Source organism: Myxococcus virescens (assembly GCF_900101905.1).
Classification (GTDB): domain Bacteria; phylum Myxococcota; class Myxococcia; order Myxococcales; family Myxococcaceae; genus Myxococcus; species Myxococcus virescens.
This window is the reverse complement of the sequence record NZ_FNAJ01000017.1, coordinates 36107-53456: the sequence shown is the minus strand read 5'-3', so window position 1 is coordinate 53456 and position 17350 is coordinate 36107. Positions and strand designations below refer to the sequence as shown.

Here is a 17350-nt window from a genome sequence, read left to right as displayed (position 1 = left end):
CCTCCAGCCTCCGCGCTACTGCACGGTCACCGCCGTCTCGAGGCCGCGCCGTTTCAGGTCCAGGATCAGCAAGTCGAGCGACATGTTCTCGTCGTTCGTCGAGAAGATCTTGTTCTCGTTGAGGTACTGCGACATCTCGTTGATGAAGCTCTCGATGTACTCGACCTTCCGCGGGTAGTCGTCCTCGTCCGCGTAGCCCAGCAACGAGTCGAACGAGCTGGACCGCTCGTAGCGCTTGCGGAAGGGGGACTTGGAGTAGTCGCGCGAGGTGATTTCGAGCGGGGTGAAGAGGCGCAGCTCGAGCCGTCCTCGGACCGTGAAGAAGGGGCGGACCTTCTTCTCCAGCACGTTCTTCCGCAGGAAGTCCACGGTCATCTTGAGCTGATCCACGGTCTCGCCGGGATAGTTGTGGAACAGCATCAGCTTGTTCACGATCCCCTTCTGGCTGCTGATGTCGAGGATGTTCTGCACCTGCCGGATGGAGACCCCCTTGATCATCTTCTTGAGGACTTCCTGCGAGGCGGACTCCAAACCCCATTCGATGACGCGGATGCCGGCCTTGTGCCAGAGCTCCAGGATCTTCTCGTCGGTGAACTGGGGCTCGAAGCGGGCGTAGGTGAGGATGTTCACGTCGAGGCCGCGCCGGATCAGCTCCTCGGCGATGGCCGTACCCTCCTTCACCTCCAGCATGTCATCCACGAAGTGGAAGAAGCGCGTGTTGTAGCGCTTCGCCAGCAGCTCGATGATGTCCACCGTCTTCACGGCGTCGTTGCTGTAGTAGCCGGAGTACGTCTTGTAGTGGTTGCAGAACGTGCACTTGGCGAAAGCGCAGCCGCGCGAGGTGGACAAGGGCAACGTCGGCAGCAAGAACTTGTCGAGGTCGTAGCCATCGAAGTCCGGCCGGAAGATCGAAAGCTGGATGTCGTGGCGCGGCTCGTTGACCTTGATGTTCCCTTCCGCATCCCGGAAGACGACGCCGTCGAGCTGCTCCACGGGCTTGCCGCGCAGGAACTCCAGGAAGGTGGTCTCCGCTTCCTTGAGGAAGGCGTAGTCGATGCAGTCGTTGTTCTTGAGGTACTCCTCCTTGAAGGTGGAGGCGTCCGGTCCCCCGACGGCGATCTTTCCCTCGATGAGCGGCTTGAGGCGCCTGGCGAACCAGAGGGTGGCCTTGCGCTGAATCTGGATGACGGAGAAGCCCACCACGCGCGGGTTGAGGGCCGCCACCTCCCGCACCTTCTGGTGCAGGAAGTTCGTCACCGGGTTGTCGATCTCTCCGCCGGCCTCGTCATAGGTCAGCGCCAGATCGATGACGATGTGAAGCATCCCGGTCAGCACGAAGATGAGCGAGGCGAGGCTGCTCTCCTGCTCGTCACAGAAGACCTCTTCGTACTTGCGGGCCTGGAGCTTCTGCTTCACCTGTTCGACCCTGGCGAAGCCAATCTGGTTGTCGATGTAGTGCAGGTAGACGAGCGCGTTGCGAATGCGATCGAAGTCCGCCGGGATGTCGATGTGCGCCTTGGCGAGCTCAGGGAGGAACCGGTAGGCCAGATCCTTCAGCATCTCCTCCGTGAGGAGGAAATCCCGGAGCAGCACGTTGACGTCCTGCTGCTTCACCTTGAAGAAGTTCTTCCTCAGGGCCGCCGTCAACGTGGGCACCGCCAGATGCGGATAGTCCATGTTGTGGTTTGGCATCTTGAGGAGGACCGCGTCGGTGCGGCGCTCGCGGGCGGCCGGCGTGTCGGCGTTGTCCTTCCCAGGCTGGGCGGCGTTGTCGTCGGCCATGGACGGATTGCTTGCCATCGGTGTACCCCCGTGTAGTTGGTTCAGCTCTTGCGTCCCTTGTCGGTCGCGAGCTCCAACGAGGTGCGCTCCAGGATCCACCTGTTGTCCACGAAGACGGGGGACTGGCACTCGTAGGTGTCGGCGATCGAATCCAGATCAAACTCCAGCACCACGCTGTTGCTGCTGTGCCGCCACTCATTGTACTGGCCCAGCGAGGCATACCGCTCGAGGAAGGCCTGATCGAACGCGGCGATCCGGGCCTCCACCGCGGCCTCCACCCCGTAGCTCGCGCGCAGCTTCGCGATATCGGCTTCGACGGACAGCTCCTGGTTCATGATGCGCGCGAGGTGCCACAGCTCCTTCAGCGCGTAGAAGTGCTTCACGAAGCCGCCCCGGCTCAGGTTCACCGAGTCGTTCAGCTGCGGCCAGCGGGACCAGAGTTCGGCGAGGGCGCTCGCCAGTTGCGCCGAGTCGTCGCCACCGGCCGTGAAGGGGACCTCGATCACCGGGAAGCGAGTCAGGAGGGCTCGATCCTCCGGGCTCTCGGAGAGCTTCCGCAGCTCGGAGAGCAGCGCCGGGAGCGTCTGGGGCAGCCGCTCGGCGGTGATGCAGAACCGGAAGTCGATGATGTAGCGCCGCAGGAGGGCGGCCGTGGACCGGAGGCTGTCCGCCAGGCCGGAGAAGTGGTCATGGTCCGTCAGGTGCGGCAGCAGCATGAGCTTCGGCAGCCGGCAGTCCAGGCGGGTGAGGAGATCGACGAACGACGCATCCGGTTGCGCCGGGCTCAAGATCTTGAAGTTCGGGTCCGGCTTCTGCGAGTCCTTGCGGTCCCGGAACACGCCAATGATCTGCTCGAGCTGTGCGCGTACCTGCGCGTTGTCGTGGGGCACCACGAGGAATGCCGTCAGGTGCGCATAGTGTGTGTTGTGGTACCAGCGCAGCTCCTGCTCTATCCGCGCGAGGAGGCTCTGCTCATCCTGGACAGGGAGGACATACTCGACGATTCGCTTACGCAATCTTCCTCCACCTTACAGATGGCGGGCTGTTCACGATTCACAGGAATTATAACGGTCGGCGGGCGTCAACGCTACCGGGGCCATTCGCGCTGCGCTGCGTCGGCGCTGGGGCTATCCCTCTTCTCCGGGGCGCCGTGGGGTGACGGGTTTGGGTTTGATGCGGCGCAGCCGATCGAAGTCCGAGGCGCGGCGTGTGTCTTTGAGGACGTCTTCTTGCTTGCGCTCGGTCTCCGTCTGGAGGTCCAAGCGGGCCAGGCTCCTGTCCGCCCCGCCGGCGAGCTGCCGCAGGAGCAGCTCGTATTGCCGGTGCATCCGCGCAATGGTCGCCTCGTCGAAGATGTCGGCGTCGTAGCTCCACGAGGCCTCGAGCCCGCCGTCGTGCTCCGTGAGGATGACGACGAGGTCGAACTTCACCGCGTCGAAGTTGGGCGTCACCTGGCTCAAGCTCAGGTTCCCGAGCCGGAGCGGTGGCAGCGGCGTGTTCTGCAACACGAAGAGAATCTGGAAGATCGGGTTGTAGCTCAGTGAACGCTCAATCCCGAGCTCGTCCACGACGCGCTCGAAGGGCACGTCCTGGTGCTCGTAGGCCTCGAGCGTCAGCGCCCTGACGCGCTGAAGGAGCTCCTGGAAGGAGAGGGAGCCTTGAACTTGGCACCGGAGCGCGAGGGTGTTGACGAAGAACCCGATCAAATCCTCAGTGAGCGGGTGGGCCCGGTTCGCCAGGGGAACCCCCACCACGACGTCCTCGCTGCCCGTCAGCCGGTGAAGCAGCGTGTAGAAGGCCGCCAGCGCGGTCATGAAGAGCGTCGTCCCCTCCTGTCTTCCGAGCTTCTGGAGCGCTTCGGTGTCCTGGGGGCTGAGCCGTCCAACGACGAGCTTGCCGCGGTGGCTCGGAACCTCGGGTCGTGGGAGCGCGGAGGGTAACGCGAGCCGCGCGGGGGCTCCTGCCAGCCGCTGGCGCCAGTACTGGAGCTGGCGCTCGAGGAGCTCGCCCTGGAGCCAGTGCCGCTGCCAGTACGCGAAGTCGGCATATTGGATGGGCAGGGGCGGCAGCGGGTTCTGCTGGCCTGCGCTGAACGCCTCGTAGAGCGCTGTCATCTCGCGGAAGAGCACTCCCAGTGACCAGCCGTCCGAGACGATGTGGTGGAGCGTCACCAGCAAGGCGTGCTCCTGTTCGTCCAACCGCAGCAGGCGAACGCGCAGCAACGGGGGCTTGGCGAGGTCGAACGGCCGCTCCGCCTCCGCTTTCTCGATCTCCCGGGCACGCGCCTCGCGCTCGCCCGCGGGCAACGCGCGGAGATCCTCGACCGGCATCTTCAGCGTCAGCGCCGGCACGATGCGCTGGACCGGGCGTCCCTCCTGGGACTCGAACGCGGTGCGGAGCACCTCGTGGCGCTCCAGCAGCGTCTCCACGCATCGCTCGAGCACCGCCACGTCGAGCGCGCCGGTGAGCCGCAGCGCTCCCGGGATGTTGTACGTCGAGGCGTGCGGCTCGAGCTGGGCGAGGAACCAGAGCCGTTGCTGCGAGTAGGACAGGGGCAGGGGGGCGCCCCTGTCCACTGGGGAGAGCGGCCGTGAGGCGGCCTGCCGGGAGCGGCTTGCCGCCTCGATTCGCTCCGCCAGCGTGGCCACGGTGCCGCCTTCGAACAACGACTTCAGCGGCAGTTCGATGCCGGTGGTTTCACGCACCCTCGACAGGAGCCGTGTCGCCAGCAGCGAGTGTCCACCCAGCTCGAAGAAGTTCTCGTGAATTCCGACGTGGGTCCTTCCGAGCAACTCGCGCCAGAGCGACACGAGGGTCAGCTCGGCCGCGGTGCGAGGTGCGCTCAGGGCGCCTCCAGCCTCTGGGCTGTCCAGAGGCGCTTGGGCAAGCACCCGCCGATCGACCTTGCCGTTCGGGGACAGGGGCAGTGCGTGGTGGAACACGACGGCGGATGGAATCATGTGCTCGGGGAGCTGGGGCTCCAGGTAGCCCCGCAGGTCGCCGGAGGTGAGGGCGGAGGCGTCCCGGAGGACGACATGCGCCACCAACCGCTTGGTGTCCGCGCGCTCCCCGGCCGCCACCACGGCGGCGTCGCGCACTGCAGGGTGCCTGAGTAAGGTGGCCTCCACCTCACCGGGCTCAATCCGGAAGCCGCGGACCTTCACCTGACTGTCCACCCGGCCGAGGAACTCGATGCGCCCATCGGCCCTCCAGCAGGCGAGGTCTCCCGTCCGGTACATGCGGCTGCCCGGCTCGCGGCTGAACGGGTCCGGCAGGAATCTCTCCGCGGTCAGGTCGGCATGCCCCATGTACCCACGCGCGAGCCCGTCGCCCGCGCAGTACAGCTCGCCGGGAACTCCGATCGGCACGGGTTCGAGCTCGGCGTCGAGGACATGGACCCGCGTGCCCGTGACAGGCGCGCCGATGGGGACCGGTGCCGTGGCCTCCTCCAGCGTCTCCATGGGGTGGCAGCAGGTGAACGTGGTGTTCTCCGTGGGGCCATAGCCGTTGATGAGCCGGAGCCCGGGGTGACGCTCGAGCACGCGGCGCACGTGGGCGGGGGAGAGCACGTCTCCGCCCGCGAGGAGCTGCCGCACGCCCGAGAGCGCCTCCAGGTGGTGCTCCACCACGTTGTGAAAGAGCCCCGCGGTCAGCCACAGCGTGGTGACCCGGTGCCTTGCCAGCGTGTCCTCGAGGCGCTCGAGTGGTGTCCCGTCGCCGGGGAACAGGACCAGGCGGCCACCGTTCAGCAGCGGCCCCCAGAGCTCCAGCGTCGCGGCATCGAACGAGAATGGCGCGAGGTGGAGGAAGGCATCCTCCGAAGACAGCGTCACGTAGTTGGGAGAGGTGACGAGGCGGACCACGGCCCGGTGGGGGATGCAGACGCCCTTCGGCTGGCCGGTGGAGCCGGACGTGTACATGACGTAAGCGAGGTTCTCGGCTCCCACCGCATCCGGCACGCCTCCCGCGGGCTCACCGGCGATGGACGGCCATCCGGCGTCGAGGCAGAGCCGGTCCGCGAGGGTGCCCTCGAGCATTGGCTCCAAGGCCTCCTCGGTGAGGACCAGCCTCGCGTCCGCGTCCGTCAGCATCCGCGTGAGGCGCTCCCGTGGGTGGCCCGGCTCGAGAGGCAGGTATGCCCCCCCTGCCTTCAGGATGCCCAGCATGCCGATCACCCTCTCGAACGAGCGGCGCACATACAGCCCCACCCGGGTATCGGGTCCAACGCCGCGGCGCCGGAGGTGATGCGCGAGCTGATTGCTGCGTCGATCCAGCTCCCCGTACGTCAATCGCTGGTCGTCCAACTCGACGGCGACGGCGTCTGGAGTCCGGGTGGCCTGCTCCGCGAAGCACTGGTGGATGGTCACTTCACGCGGGTACCCACGCCCGGTGTCGTTGGCCCGGGTGAGCACCGCCACCTCCGGCTCGGTCAGCAGCGGGAGCCGCGCAATCGGCGCGCCAGGGTTCTCCAGCGCCCTCCGGAGCAGCCGCTCGAAGTGCTCGGCCATGCGGGACACCGCTTCGGTGGGGAGCCAGGTGGTGTCGAACTGCCAGCTCGCCACCCAGCCATCGCCCCTTTGTTCGACTTCGAGCAGGAGGTCGAACTTCGCCTGCTCGGGCAGCACCTCCTCGAAGGAGGTCTTCAGGCCCGGCAACGTGGGGCCCCCGCCGGGCGTGTCCCGCAGGAGGAACATGCGCTGCAGGAAGGGCGGCCGGCTGGACGCGCGGACTGGCCGGACCGCCTCCACCAGCTTTTCGAAGGGAAGGTCCTGGTGCGCGAGGGCGGTGAGGGCCACCTCGCGTACCCGTGCCACGAGCTGCTGGAAGGTGACGTGCTCGGGAACGTGGTTTCTGAGGACCAGGGTGTTCACGAAGAACCCGGCCACCCCTTCAAGCGCTTGATGGGGCCGCTGCGCCACCGGCGTGCCGACCACGAGATCTCGTTGCCCGGTGTGTCGGTACAGCAGCGCCTCGAATGCGGCGAGCATCGCCATGAAGGGCGTCGCGCCCTCTGCGTGGCAGAGCGCGTGCAACGAGGCCATCAGCGGCGCGGGCAGGGGGCGCCGGACGACGCCGGCGGGACCTGGGACGCTGGAACGGGGCTGGCGGGAAAGGGGGAGCTCGAGCTCCGCCGGTGCGCCCTCCAGTGTCGTCCGCCAATGCGCGAGCTGCCGCTCTCGCACTTCGTCATCGAGCCACCCGCGCTGCCACACCGCGAAGTCGGCGTACTGCACCTCCAGCGCTGGCAGCGCCGCCTCGCGTCCGGCGCTCCGGGCGCCATAGAACTCCGCGAGGTCCCGGAAGAGGATGTCGAGCGACCACGCGTCGCACACGATGTGGTGGAGTACCACCACCAGGCGGTGCTCCTCTTCGCCCAACCGAAGCAGCCGCGCGCGCATCAACGGCGCTCGTGAGAGCTCGAAGGGGCGAGCAGCCTCTGCGCGGACCAGCTCCTCCGCGCGAGCCTCCCGTTGCCCGGGAGGCAGCGCGCGCAGGTCATCCACCTCGAAAGGCAGTTTCACCGCGGGTTCGATGAGCTGGACCGGTTCTCCATCCCGCTCGAGCAAGCGGGTTCGCAGGATTTCGTGCCGCCGGGTCAGCTCGCTCAGGGCGAACTCGAGCGCGGCGGCGTCGAGCCTTCCAAGGAGGTGGAGCGTCCCGGGCATGTTGTAGGCGGCGCTGCCGGGCTCCATCTGGGCCAGCAGCCACAGCCGTTGCTGCGCGAAGGACAGTGGCGGTGGTGTGCTGCGGCTGGCGCGGACGAGTGGCGGAGTGGCGCGGGGGGCAGGGGTGTTTCCGGCCTGATCGATTCGCGCCGCCAGCGCGGCGATGGTGCCCTCCTCGAACAAGGCCCTGAGCGGCAGTTCCACCCCGAACGTGCTCCGGAGCCGGGCGAGGACCTGCATGGCCAGCAAGGAGTGGCCTCCCAACTCGAAGAAGCCCTGGTCGATGCCCACGCGGTCGAGCTGCAAGACGTCCGCCCAGAGCGCGGCGAGCACCGCCTCGGTCTTCGTTCGCGGCGCCTCGCCCTCGGTCGAGGAGGGCGGAGGGGGCAGGGCGCGCCGGTCCACCTTTCCGGAGGAGCCATAGGGGAAGGCGTCGAGCCGGACGATCGCGGCCGGCACCATGTAGGGGGGCAGCCGCGCGGCCAGCTGAGCGCGCAGGGCCGACGGCGCCACTCCCGGTGCGGCAACCGCGTACGCGATGAGCCGCGCCTCCTTTCCGGCGTTCTCCGCCTGGAGCAGGACGATGGCGTCGCGGACGCCTTCACAGGCACGGAGCGCGGTTTCAATTTCACCCAGCTCCACGCGGAAGCCCCGGACCTTCACCTGCTCGTCGGCGCGGCCTAGGTACTCCAGCACGCCGTCCGCACGCATGCGGGCCAGATCGCCGGTGCGGTACATGCGGCTGCCCGGCGTGGTGGCGTGCGGGTCCGCCATGAAGCGCTCGGCGGTCAGCGCGGGATCGCGGAAGTAGCCTCGGGCCAGTCCCTCACCCGTCAACCACAGCTCCCCCACGCCGCCAGCCGGTACGGGCTCGAGCCGCCCATCGAGGACGTAGGCGCCCATCGTCCGCAGCGGTTGTCCGATGGGGACGTCGTCGAGCCCCGTCGTCGTCGCGGCCGACAGGTCGTGGCAGGTGGCGGACACCGTTGCTTCGGTCGGCCCGTAGACGTTGATCAGGTGAATGGACGGTGGCGCGTGGCGGTGCCACTGCGTCACCCGGTCGGCGCGCACACGCTCTCCTGCGACGATCACGAAACGCAGCGACGCGGGGAGCGTGAGTTCCCTCTCGGCCATCGCGGCGACCACCGTGTGGAAGAAGGCGGTCGGCAGATCCAGCAGCGTCACGGCCCACCGTTCACACCCGGCGAGGAAGCCCTCCACGGTGTCGAGCATCGCCGCGTCACGGAGGACGAGCGTGGCGCCAGTGCAGAGCGCGAGGAAGATCTCCTCCACGCTGGAGTCGAAACTGAGGGAGTTGAACTGGAGGACGCGATCCTCGGGGACGACGCCAAAGCGCACCCGCTCCGCTTGGACGAGGCTCGCGAGGGCGCGATGGGACACCATGACGCCCTTGGGGCGCCCGGTGGAGCCGGACGTATAGATGACGTAGGCGAGGTTCTCCGGCGTCACGGCGGAGGGCGGCGGCTCATCGCGTGTTTCCCCGGCCTCCACCGTCACCACGGTGACGCCCCGGCTGGCGAAGAAGTCCGCGTGGGATGCACGGGTGACGGCGATCCGCGCCTCCGAGTCCGCGACGACGTCCGCGCGCCGCGCGTTGCTGAACTCGGGGTCCAGCGGTACGTAGGCCCCGCCCGCCTTGAGAATCCCGAGCACCGCGACGAGCTGCTCGATCGAGCGTTCGAGGTAGAGCACCACCCGTGTGTCGGGACCTACGCCCAGCTCGCGCAACCGCCAGGCCAGCGCGTTGGCCTGGGCGTCCAGTTGCCCATACGTCAGCGAGTCCTCTCCGGACAGGATGGCGGCCGTCTCCGGAGCGTGCCGCGCGCGCGCCTCGAACCAGGTGTGAATGCAGGCGGGCGGTGGCGTCTCCTGCGCCCGCCCCCATGCGAGCAACCGTGCCCGGTCTTCCGCGGGGTCGAGTTGCAGCGCGGCCAGCGGCGCATCGGGCTGATTCACGGCGCTGCGCAGCAGCGACTCGTATCTCCGCAACAGCCGCTCGGCCGTCCCGGGCTCGAAGAGGTCCACGTTGTATTCGAGCGCCACATGGAAGCGCCCGTCGAGTTCAGCGATGGAGAGGGCGAGGTCGAGCTGGGCCGTTCCGAGCTCCAGCTCCAGGGACTCCATGGCCACGCCCGCGAGCGAGAGCCGCGCGCCACCCGTGCCCTGGGCCAGGGCCGCCAGTCCTTTCTCGCTCCGCGGCGGAGATTGCTGGAAGGAGAAAATCGTCTGGAACAACGGGGAGCGGCTTGCCTGACGCAAGGGGGCCAGACGCTCGACGAGGAGGCTGAACGGCATGGCCGCGTGCTCGAGCGCTTCATGGACGGTCCGGCTCGCTTGCGCCATCAACGCGCGGAACGAGAGCCCACCATCCAGTTCCAGCCGCAGCACCAACGGGTTGACGAAGTATCCGATCGTCTCCGCCAGCTCGGCGCCCTCGCGGCCCACGGTAGGCGCTCCTACCCAGAGCTCCCGCTGGCCATTGTGCCGGTACAACAGCGCGGCATACGCCGCGAGCAAGGGCGCAAAGGGAGTTGCCATCTCGCGGCGAAAGAGCTCCTTCAGCCGCGCCGTGAGCGCCGCGTCCAGCACGCGCTCCCGTCTGCCACCACGGTACGTCTGCACCGGTGGGCGGGGGTGATCCGCCAGGTGTTCGAGGACCGGCGGGGAGCCCGACAGCCGGCGCCGCCAGTACTCCCAGAGGCGCTGTCCGTGCGCTCCATCGAGCCGCTCCTGCTCCCAGCGCACGCCGTCCGCGTAGGAGGCCGCGGGGGCGGGGAGCACCGCCGCGACCCCGTCCCGCTCCGCGGGGTAGAGCGCGGAGAGCTCCCGGGCAAGCTGTCCGAGCGACCAGAAGTCCGCGATCAGATGATGCGCCACCACTAGCAGCACCTGCTCGGTCTCGCTCCGCTGGTACAGCCGGAGCCGAAGCAGGGGGCCCCGCTGGAGCTCGAACGGGCGCGAGGCCTCTTCGCGGAGCCGGGCGCGCAGCGTGTCGTCACTCCAGGTGGAGGCGTCCTCGTAACGGAAGCCGGCTTCTCCGTCCGGGTGGACCCGCTGGAAGGGCGTCCCTTCCTGCGCGTGGAACGTGGTGCGCAGGCTGGGGTGGCGCTCGACGAGCCGGTGCACCGCGCGCCGGAGCAGTCCCTCGTCGAGTGGCTCCAAGACGCGGAGCGACGCTGCGATGTTGTAGGCGGCGCTGTCGGGCGCGAGCTGGTGCATGAACCACAGCGCGCGTTGGCCGTGGGACAGCGGGAAGTCACCCACCTCCGCGCTGGCCGTGCGTTCGGGTTGCCACCGCTCTCCGGCTGCGCGCGCCGCTTCGACTCCAGCGGCGAGCTCCGCCAGGTTGCGGCTGCCCAACAGGCGCGGCAACGGCACGATGACGCCCCATCGCAGCTGGATCCGGTGCTGGAGCTCCACGCTCGACAGCGAGTCCAGGACCAGCTCCTTCAGGTCCGCCGTGGCGGCAACTGGCAGCGACAGAACCTGGGAGACCTCTTCCACGACTTCGCGCCACAGCGGCGAGTCTCCGAAGCCGGGCGGCGCGTTCTCTGCCTCGGTGAGGGACCCTGTCGTTGCCGTATCCCGTGTGGCGTGTGCCAGGACCTGCAGCTCGTCCGCGAGGAACGCCGCGCGGCAAGCATGCCGTTGAATCTTCCCGCTCGAGGTCTTGGGCACTGAGCCGGGTTCGATCAGCACCACCGACGAGGCCATCAACTCGTGGTGCTCGGCCACCGCTCTGCGAATCGCGCCGAGGACCTCGTCGAGGCTGCCTTCCACGCGCTGCGCGTTGACCTCGTAGACGATCACGAGCTGCTCGGTGCCATCCGCTTCCACGGAGAAGGCCGCGCCAGAGCCGGGGCGCACCGCCGGGTGGCATTTCTCGACCGTGAACTCGATGTCTTGGGGGAAGTGATTGAGCCCGCGGATGATGATGAGGTCCTTTGCGCGCCCGGTGACGAAGAGTTCACCGTCGCGGAGGAACCCAAGGTCACCCGTGCGGAGAAACGGGCCATCCCCCGTGCCGCTCAGCCGGGCTTGGAAGGTCCGCCGGGTGGCCTCGGGTTGACCCCAATAACCACCGGCCACGCTCGAACCCGAGACCCAGATTTCGCCAATCTCCCCATCGCGCCGGAGCTCGAAGGTCTCCGGATCCACGACCGCCAACCTGCCGTCGATCACATTCCGCCCGGAGCCCACCAACGGGTGTGCCGCGGCGTGGCCGGCCTCCACCGGGATGGCCTGGCCGCGCTGGAGCGCCTGTCCGTCGAAGGACGCCACCTGGGGGGCTTGCCCCACCTCGGAGCCCGAGACGATCAGCGTCGCCTCGGCGAGCCCGTAGCAGGGATAGAACATTTCGCGGCGGAACCCGACCGGGCCGAACGCCTGCGTGAAGCGATCGAGGGTCTCGGGACGGATGGGCTCGGCGCCGTTGAAGGCCACGCGCCAACTGCTCAAATCCAGACCCTCGCGCTGCTCCGGACGGATTTTTCGCGCGCACAGCGCATACGCGAAGTCGGGTCCTCCGCTGGTGGTGCCGCGGTACCGGGAGATGGCTTGCAGCCAGCGCAGGGGCTGCTGGAGGAAGTCCATCGGTGACATGAGCACGGCCGGGTAGCCCGTGTAGAGCGGCTGGAGGATGCCGCCGATGAGCCCCATGTCGTGGTAGGGCGGCAGCCAGATGATGGCCCGGCTTGTCGGGTCCTGCCGGAAGCACCGCCGGATTGCCTCCAGGTTGTGTAAGAGATTGCGGTGGGTGAGCGTTACTCCCTTGGGCAGGCTGGTCGAGCCGGAGGTGTACTGGAGGAATGCGAGTGAGTCGCCGGAGAGCGGCGGCGGAGTCCACGCATCCGAGGCGCGATCGTCGACTTCATCCGTGACGATCCAGCGCAGTTGAGCCAGCTCGGGGGCGATTGGATAGAACTGCCGGAGCAGCTCCAGGTGCTCGCTCCGGATGAGGCCGGCGGCGGCCTGGGCGTCGGTGGCGATCGCCTGGAGCCGCAGGAGCGAGCGATCGTGCCGTGGCGGGTACACGGGGACCGCCACCATCCCGGCGTAGAGACAGCCGAAGAACGCGGCGATGTACTCCACCCCTGGCACATAGAGGAGCAGGATGCGGGTGCCCGGCGGCAGCTCCGCCAATCGGGCCGCGATGGCCCGGGCGCGGCGATCCAGCGCGGCGTATGTCAGCCGGTCCTCCTGCGTCTCGCCATCAACCAGGAAGGTGTAGAGGCCGAAGTCCGGCGCTCGTTGAGCTCGCTCGCGCAGAAGCTCCACCAGCGTGAGCGCGTGGGCAGGATTATCGCTGTGATGGCTCATTGGGCGTGCGGATTCTATGCCCAGTCTGGAGCCCGCCGCATCCCGGAGCGGAGCGGGCGGTGCGTTTGCCACAGGGCGTCTGGAGAGGAGTTTCGCGCTGCGGTAAAGTCTTTCCTCTCCCGTCTCCGCGTGGGTGCCTTTTGAGGATCTGTCTCATCGCGCTTCCCTGGTCTCTGTACCGCCATCCATCGGCCGCCCTGGGCGCGCTGTGCGCCTACCTGAAGCAGCAGGAGCCCACTCTCGAGGTGGTGTGCCGTTCTGACTTTCTCGACGCGGCGGCTGCGCTCGGTTTCGGCTGCTACGACCGGATCTCGCAGTCCTCTTACGATGTCGGCGAAATGTTGTACGCAGCGCTGTGTTTCCCGGAGAGGAAGGAGCAGGTGCGCGCCTTCTTCATCTCGCGGATGGAGGAGTCAGGTGCGCCGCTCACGGGATCGGGCAGCTTCCTCGACCCGGAGATTCACGGCGAGCGTCCTACCTGGTCGAGCGCGTTCGACGTCATCCAGGCCCGCCTGGAGGCGCACCTGGACCGCGTGGCGGAAGAGGTGGCCGGACGCTACGAGCTCGTCGGTTTGACGACTTGCTTCGGACAGCTCTTCGCGAACCTGGCGCTCAGCATGCGAATCAAGCGGCGCTCCACCGGGACGCGGATTGTGCTCGGGGGCTCGACGGTCTCCGAGCGCGTCGGCCCCTCTCTCTTGAGGGAGCTCGACTGCTTCGACTACGTCATCCAGGGCGAGGGCGAGCAGCCGCTGCTGGCATTGGCGCGCGGACTGGCCGCGGCAGAGGACGTCAGCGGCCTGAAGGGGCTCATCACGCGGGAGACCGCCAGCGTCCTGCCGCGCGGCGCGCCCTTCTGGGAGGTGTCCGACGTCAACAACCTGCCCATCCCTGATTACAGCGAGTACGCGTCCCGGGCGGAGGCGCTCAACTTCCTCTGGTTGATGACGGTGGAGGGCTCCCGGGGTTGTTGGTGGGATCGGGCGAAGCGGACCGGCAACCCCAAGGCGACGTGTCACTTCTGCAACCTGAACGTGCAATGGAGTGGCTACCGCGAGAAGGGGGCCGAGCGGCTCGTCTCGGAGGTGGTGGCCCTCAACGAGCGCTACCACAACAACGTTCTTTTCTTCCTAGACAACATCATCCGGCTCAAGGGGGTGGATGAGTTCGCGCAACGGCTCATCGATACCGGCAAGGACTGGGTCATCTTCTATGAGATGCGTGCCAACATCCGTCCCCACGAGCTGTTGATGTTGTGGCAGGCCGGTGTCCGGTTCGTCCAGTTCGGCATCGAGAGTCTCTCCGAGTCGTACTTGAAGCGGATCGGCAAGGGGACGTCGGTCATCACCAACCTTCAGGTGATGAAGATCTGCCATGAGCTGGGGATCTCGAACGGCGCGAATCTCCTCACGGACTTCCCTGGCGGGCGGCCAGAGGAAGTGGCGGAGACCTGCGAGACCATCCAGCGGTACGCGCTCGGCTACGAGCCGCTTTCGGCCAACCGTTTCTGGCTCGGACGCGGGGCCACCGTCCAGGTGCTGAGTCAGGAGTACGGGGTCCGCAACCTGCGCAACGCCGACTTCTACCGGGCCGGGTTGCCCGAGGCGCTCTACGAGCGGCTGGACCTGCTCGATCTGTCGTATGACCAGGACGGACCCGTGGCTGACTGGAACCACGTCCGCGCGCTCTGCAAGCAGTGGGGGGCCGCTTACTCCGCCGCCCGCGCCAGCGAGTACCGGCACCTGCTGACGTACCTCGACAGCGGGCAGTCCATGCGCATCTTCGATGCGCGGACCGGCGTGCTCCGGACGAGCGTGTTCAAGGGCCTCGCGCGCGATGTCTACATGTACTGCGCGGAGATACGCCGCTGGGACGATCTCAACCAGGAGTTCATCGAGTCGGGCAGGGCCACCGCGCGGCAGCTCGCGGAGCTCATCGAGGGGTGGAACCAGCAGGGCTTGCTCTACCGGGAAGGGCAGCGCTTGGAGGGGGGCCGGTTCCTCTCGCTGGCCCCCGCCTTCACGCCCGAGCTGGCGTCGCGGCGCATCCGTGCGGCCCACGCGGCGGAGTTGCAGCGGCGCGGCGCCAGGGCTGATGTGCCGAAGCCCCATTCCATGCTTCCTCGGGCGGGTGACCAGGCCCCGCCCGTCCAGGTGAAGGCGTAGGCTGGGCGGGTCAGAGCCGGAGGGTGGCGTACGTGGAGACGCGCAGGTTCGCTGTCGTCCACGCGGGGAGCCGCGAACGCGCCTCTTCGAGCGGCGGCGTCCATTCCGCGAAGTAGGCTTGTACGTCCACCGGTACCTCCTCCTGGCCCCTCAGACGCAGCGAGACCTCGTAGTGCCCTCCTGGCGGTGCGAGCACGTCGAGGACATAGACCGAGTCCTCCGGCGCTAGCGGCGGGAGGGGGGCCGGGAGCGACCATCCCGCGAGGGCGGCCCTCGGAATCCGCACCCGGCCGAGGTATGCCGCGCCCAGGTGGAGGCGCAGCCGCACGGTCCGGAGCGCGGTGGTTTCGTCGGCCTGTGATTCGAGCACCTCGACCTGGGGGGCGGGCAGGTCCGCGGGCGGCACTGGCGCGGTGTAACCACCGCGAAAGCCCGGCATCCGCGCGGCCGTTTGGAGAGGCCCGGGCTGCCCGGAGAGCGCGGCGCGCGGGTCGGGAAAGTCCCAGCTAGAGTACTGCAGCTCACTGCGGCCCTCCTGAAGGCGGTGCTCCAGCCAGAGCCGCTTGGGCCGTTCGTCTGTGTACGGGAAGCGCAGGAGCAGCACGGACAGGAAGGCCATGCTCGCCGTGGCGAAGGCCGCGGCCGATGGGCCGAAGCGGGACTGCTCGTGGATGGGGGCAAGTCCGAGCACGGACGCCATGGCCACCGGCAGCGCCGCCAGCAGCGCCACGAGTGGATCGAGCGGTATCCCCAGCCGAAGGTGGCCCGCCACCGGGACGAAGAGCTCAAGCAGGGAGCGTCCCATCTGCACGGTCAGCAGCAAGCCCGGCACCCAGCTCGCATAGAGGGCCATCATCCGAGCGCGAGGCGAGGCGAGGACGGTGGCGGCGATGAGCCCGAGCGCGCCGCCCACGGTCCACCACAACGCCAGGTAGGCGGTGCCAAGCCCCAGGAGCTGCAACGCTCCGAGTGTCAGCACCCACAGCCAGAGCCCTCCGAGCCAGGCCGTGAACACGCGCTCCTGGCGCGCCACGCCCCGCGCAGCCAGCCTTCGCGCCCACAGCGCGCGGGGGAGCAGCGCCCCCGTCACCGCGAGCGTGCCGAAGGCCGCGACGGCCAGCCACGGCGAGGCGTACCAGCCATGTGGGCGTCCGAATGCGTAGTGGGGCAGGAGGCCGAAGGCAACCGGCAACACCAGCGCCACCGCGAGCGACAGTGTACAGAAGCCGAGCCCCTCGGCGGCCAGGGACAGGCGGACGCGTTTCCTCCGTGAGGCGACGACGGTGGCGCCGGCCACCAGCAGCGCGGCGGCCGTGGCCCAGGCCCACGCAGCGTGGGCGCCGTACTGGAGCATCCAGCGCCCCAGCACGTCGTAGTAGATGGACGGGCCCGAGCCCTTCCCGTCCGGGAATGGCCGTGTGGCGAGCTCGCGTGTCACTGCCAGCGCGCTCTCGCCCATGTGCTGAAGGCTTCCGGGTTCTACCCGCTCGGGCCGATCCAACGGGGAGTGCACCGCATAGCCGTCCCGGAAGAGGGCGAGATCCAATCCGGAGATGCCCGCGCTGCGGTACACGTGGCCGTCGGTGCCCGCCGGAACCAGTCGATGCTGGAAGAGGTCCTGGCCCAGCACGTCGCCGAACGGTTGGGGCACGGCCCGGGCATAGGCCTCCAGGAGCCAGGATGCGTCCGGCCCGGCCTGGAAGAGGATGGCCCGGCCGCCCAGCCCGGTGGCCTCGAGGTTCAGGAAGGTGCGGACCTGGCTCGCCCACCGGTGCTGCATGAAACCGGCCGCGCCGAGCAGGCCATACTCCTCGGCCCCATTGAGATTGAAGACGACCGTGTTCTCGAGCTCCGGTCCGTTCGCGAGTGCGCGCGCGACCTCAACCATCGCGGCGATGCCGAGCGCGTCGTCCGCTGCTCCGGTGCCTTCGGGGGAGGTGTCGTAATGGGCCGAGAGGAGCACCGCATCCGGCCTGCGTCCCGGCAAGCGGGCCACCACGTTCCGGACGGTGTAGGCAACGAGGGTGTCGTCATCGAGATAGACGCCCTCCGCCTCCTGAATCTCGACCTCGAGGCGCGGAAGCTCGCGCAGCACGCCGGCCAGGTAGGAGGCGGCCTCCTGGTGGGCAGGGGTGCCGGGGATGCGCCGGCCGATGCCATCTGCCAGGTGCCGCATGACGCGTTGGGCACGCGCTTCGGAGAACTCGGTGGACGGTGCGTCCGCGGTGAGGGGACGGGGTGTCCGGATCGCTTCGGCCTGGAGCGCGACGACCACCAGGGTGAGCCCCAATCCGAGCAGCCAGGGCCGAAGCGCGCCGTACCACGAGGAGGGGGAGGGAGGGGCCACGTCGTACCGTGCGAGAGGCGCCACCGGCGATGCGGCAGTGCCCACGCGAG

At 68.3% G+C, this 17350-nt stretch carries 5 protein-coding genes; 1 reads left to right on the top strand and 4 read right to left on the bottom strand.

All coding sequences use genetic code 11. From position 1 onward, the window contains the following. Positions 1–15 precede the first annotated feature (15 nt). From BLU09_RS31735 to BLU09_RS31725, 3 genes are all read right to left on the bottom strand, one after another. A complete protein-coding gene (locus BLU09_RS31735) occupies positions 16–1782 on the bottom strand; it encodes a B12-binding domain-containing radical SAM protein (RefSeq protein ID WP_090494207.1) in 1767 nt (588 codons plus the stop codon). Between the two features lie 41 nt (positions 1783–1823). Further along, on the bottom strand, positions 1824–2798 hold the full coding sequence (locus tag BLU09_RS31730; RefSeq protein ID WP_090494205.1) for a hypothetical protein: 975 nt from the start codon (positions 2796–2798) through the stop codon (positions 1824–1826). A gap of 111 nt (positions 2799–2909) precedes the next feature. Next, entirely contained in the window at positions 2910–12788 is a 9879-nt protein-coding gene (locus tag BLU09_RS31725; RefSeq protein ID WP_090494204.1) for a non-ribosomal peptide synthetase, read from the bottom strand. 140 nt (positions 12789–12928) lie between these two features. Between BLU09_RS31725 and BLU09_RS31720 the strand changes: the two genes are divergently transcribed. Continuing rightward, a complete protein-coding gene (locus tag BLU09_RS31720) occupies positions 12929–14953 on the top strand; it encodes a RiPP maturation radical SAM C-methyltransferase (protein WP_090494202.1) in 2025 nt (674 codons plus the stop codon). 10 nt (positions 14954–14963) lie between these two features. Here the strand turns inward: BLU09_RS31720 and BLU09_RS31715 are convergent, their stop codons facing one another. Then, positions 14964–17300, bottom strand: a complete 2337-nt coding sequence (locus BLU09_RS31715; RefSeq protein WP_143043235.1) for a M28 family metallopeptidase — start codon at positions 17298–17300, stop codon at positions 14964–14966. Positions 17301–17350 lie beyond the last annotated feature (50 nt).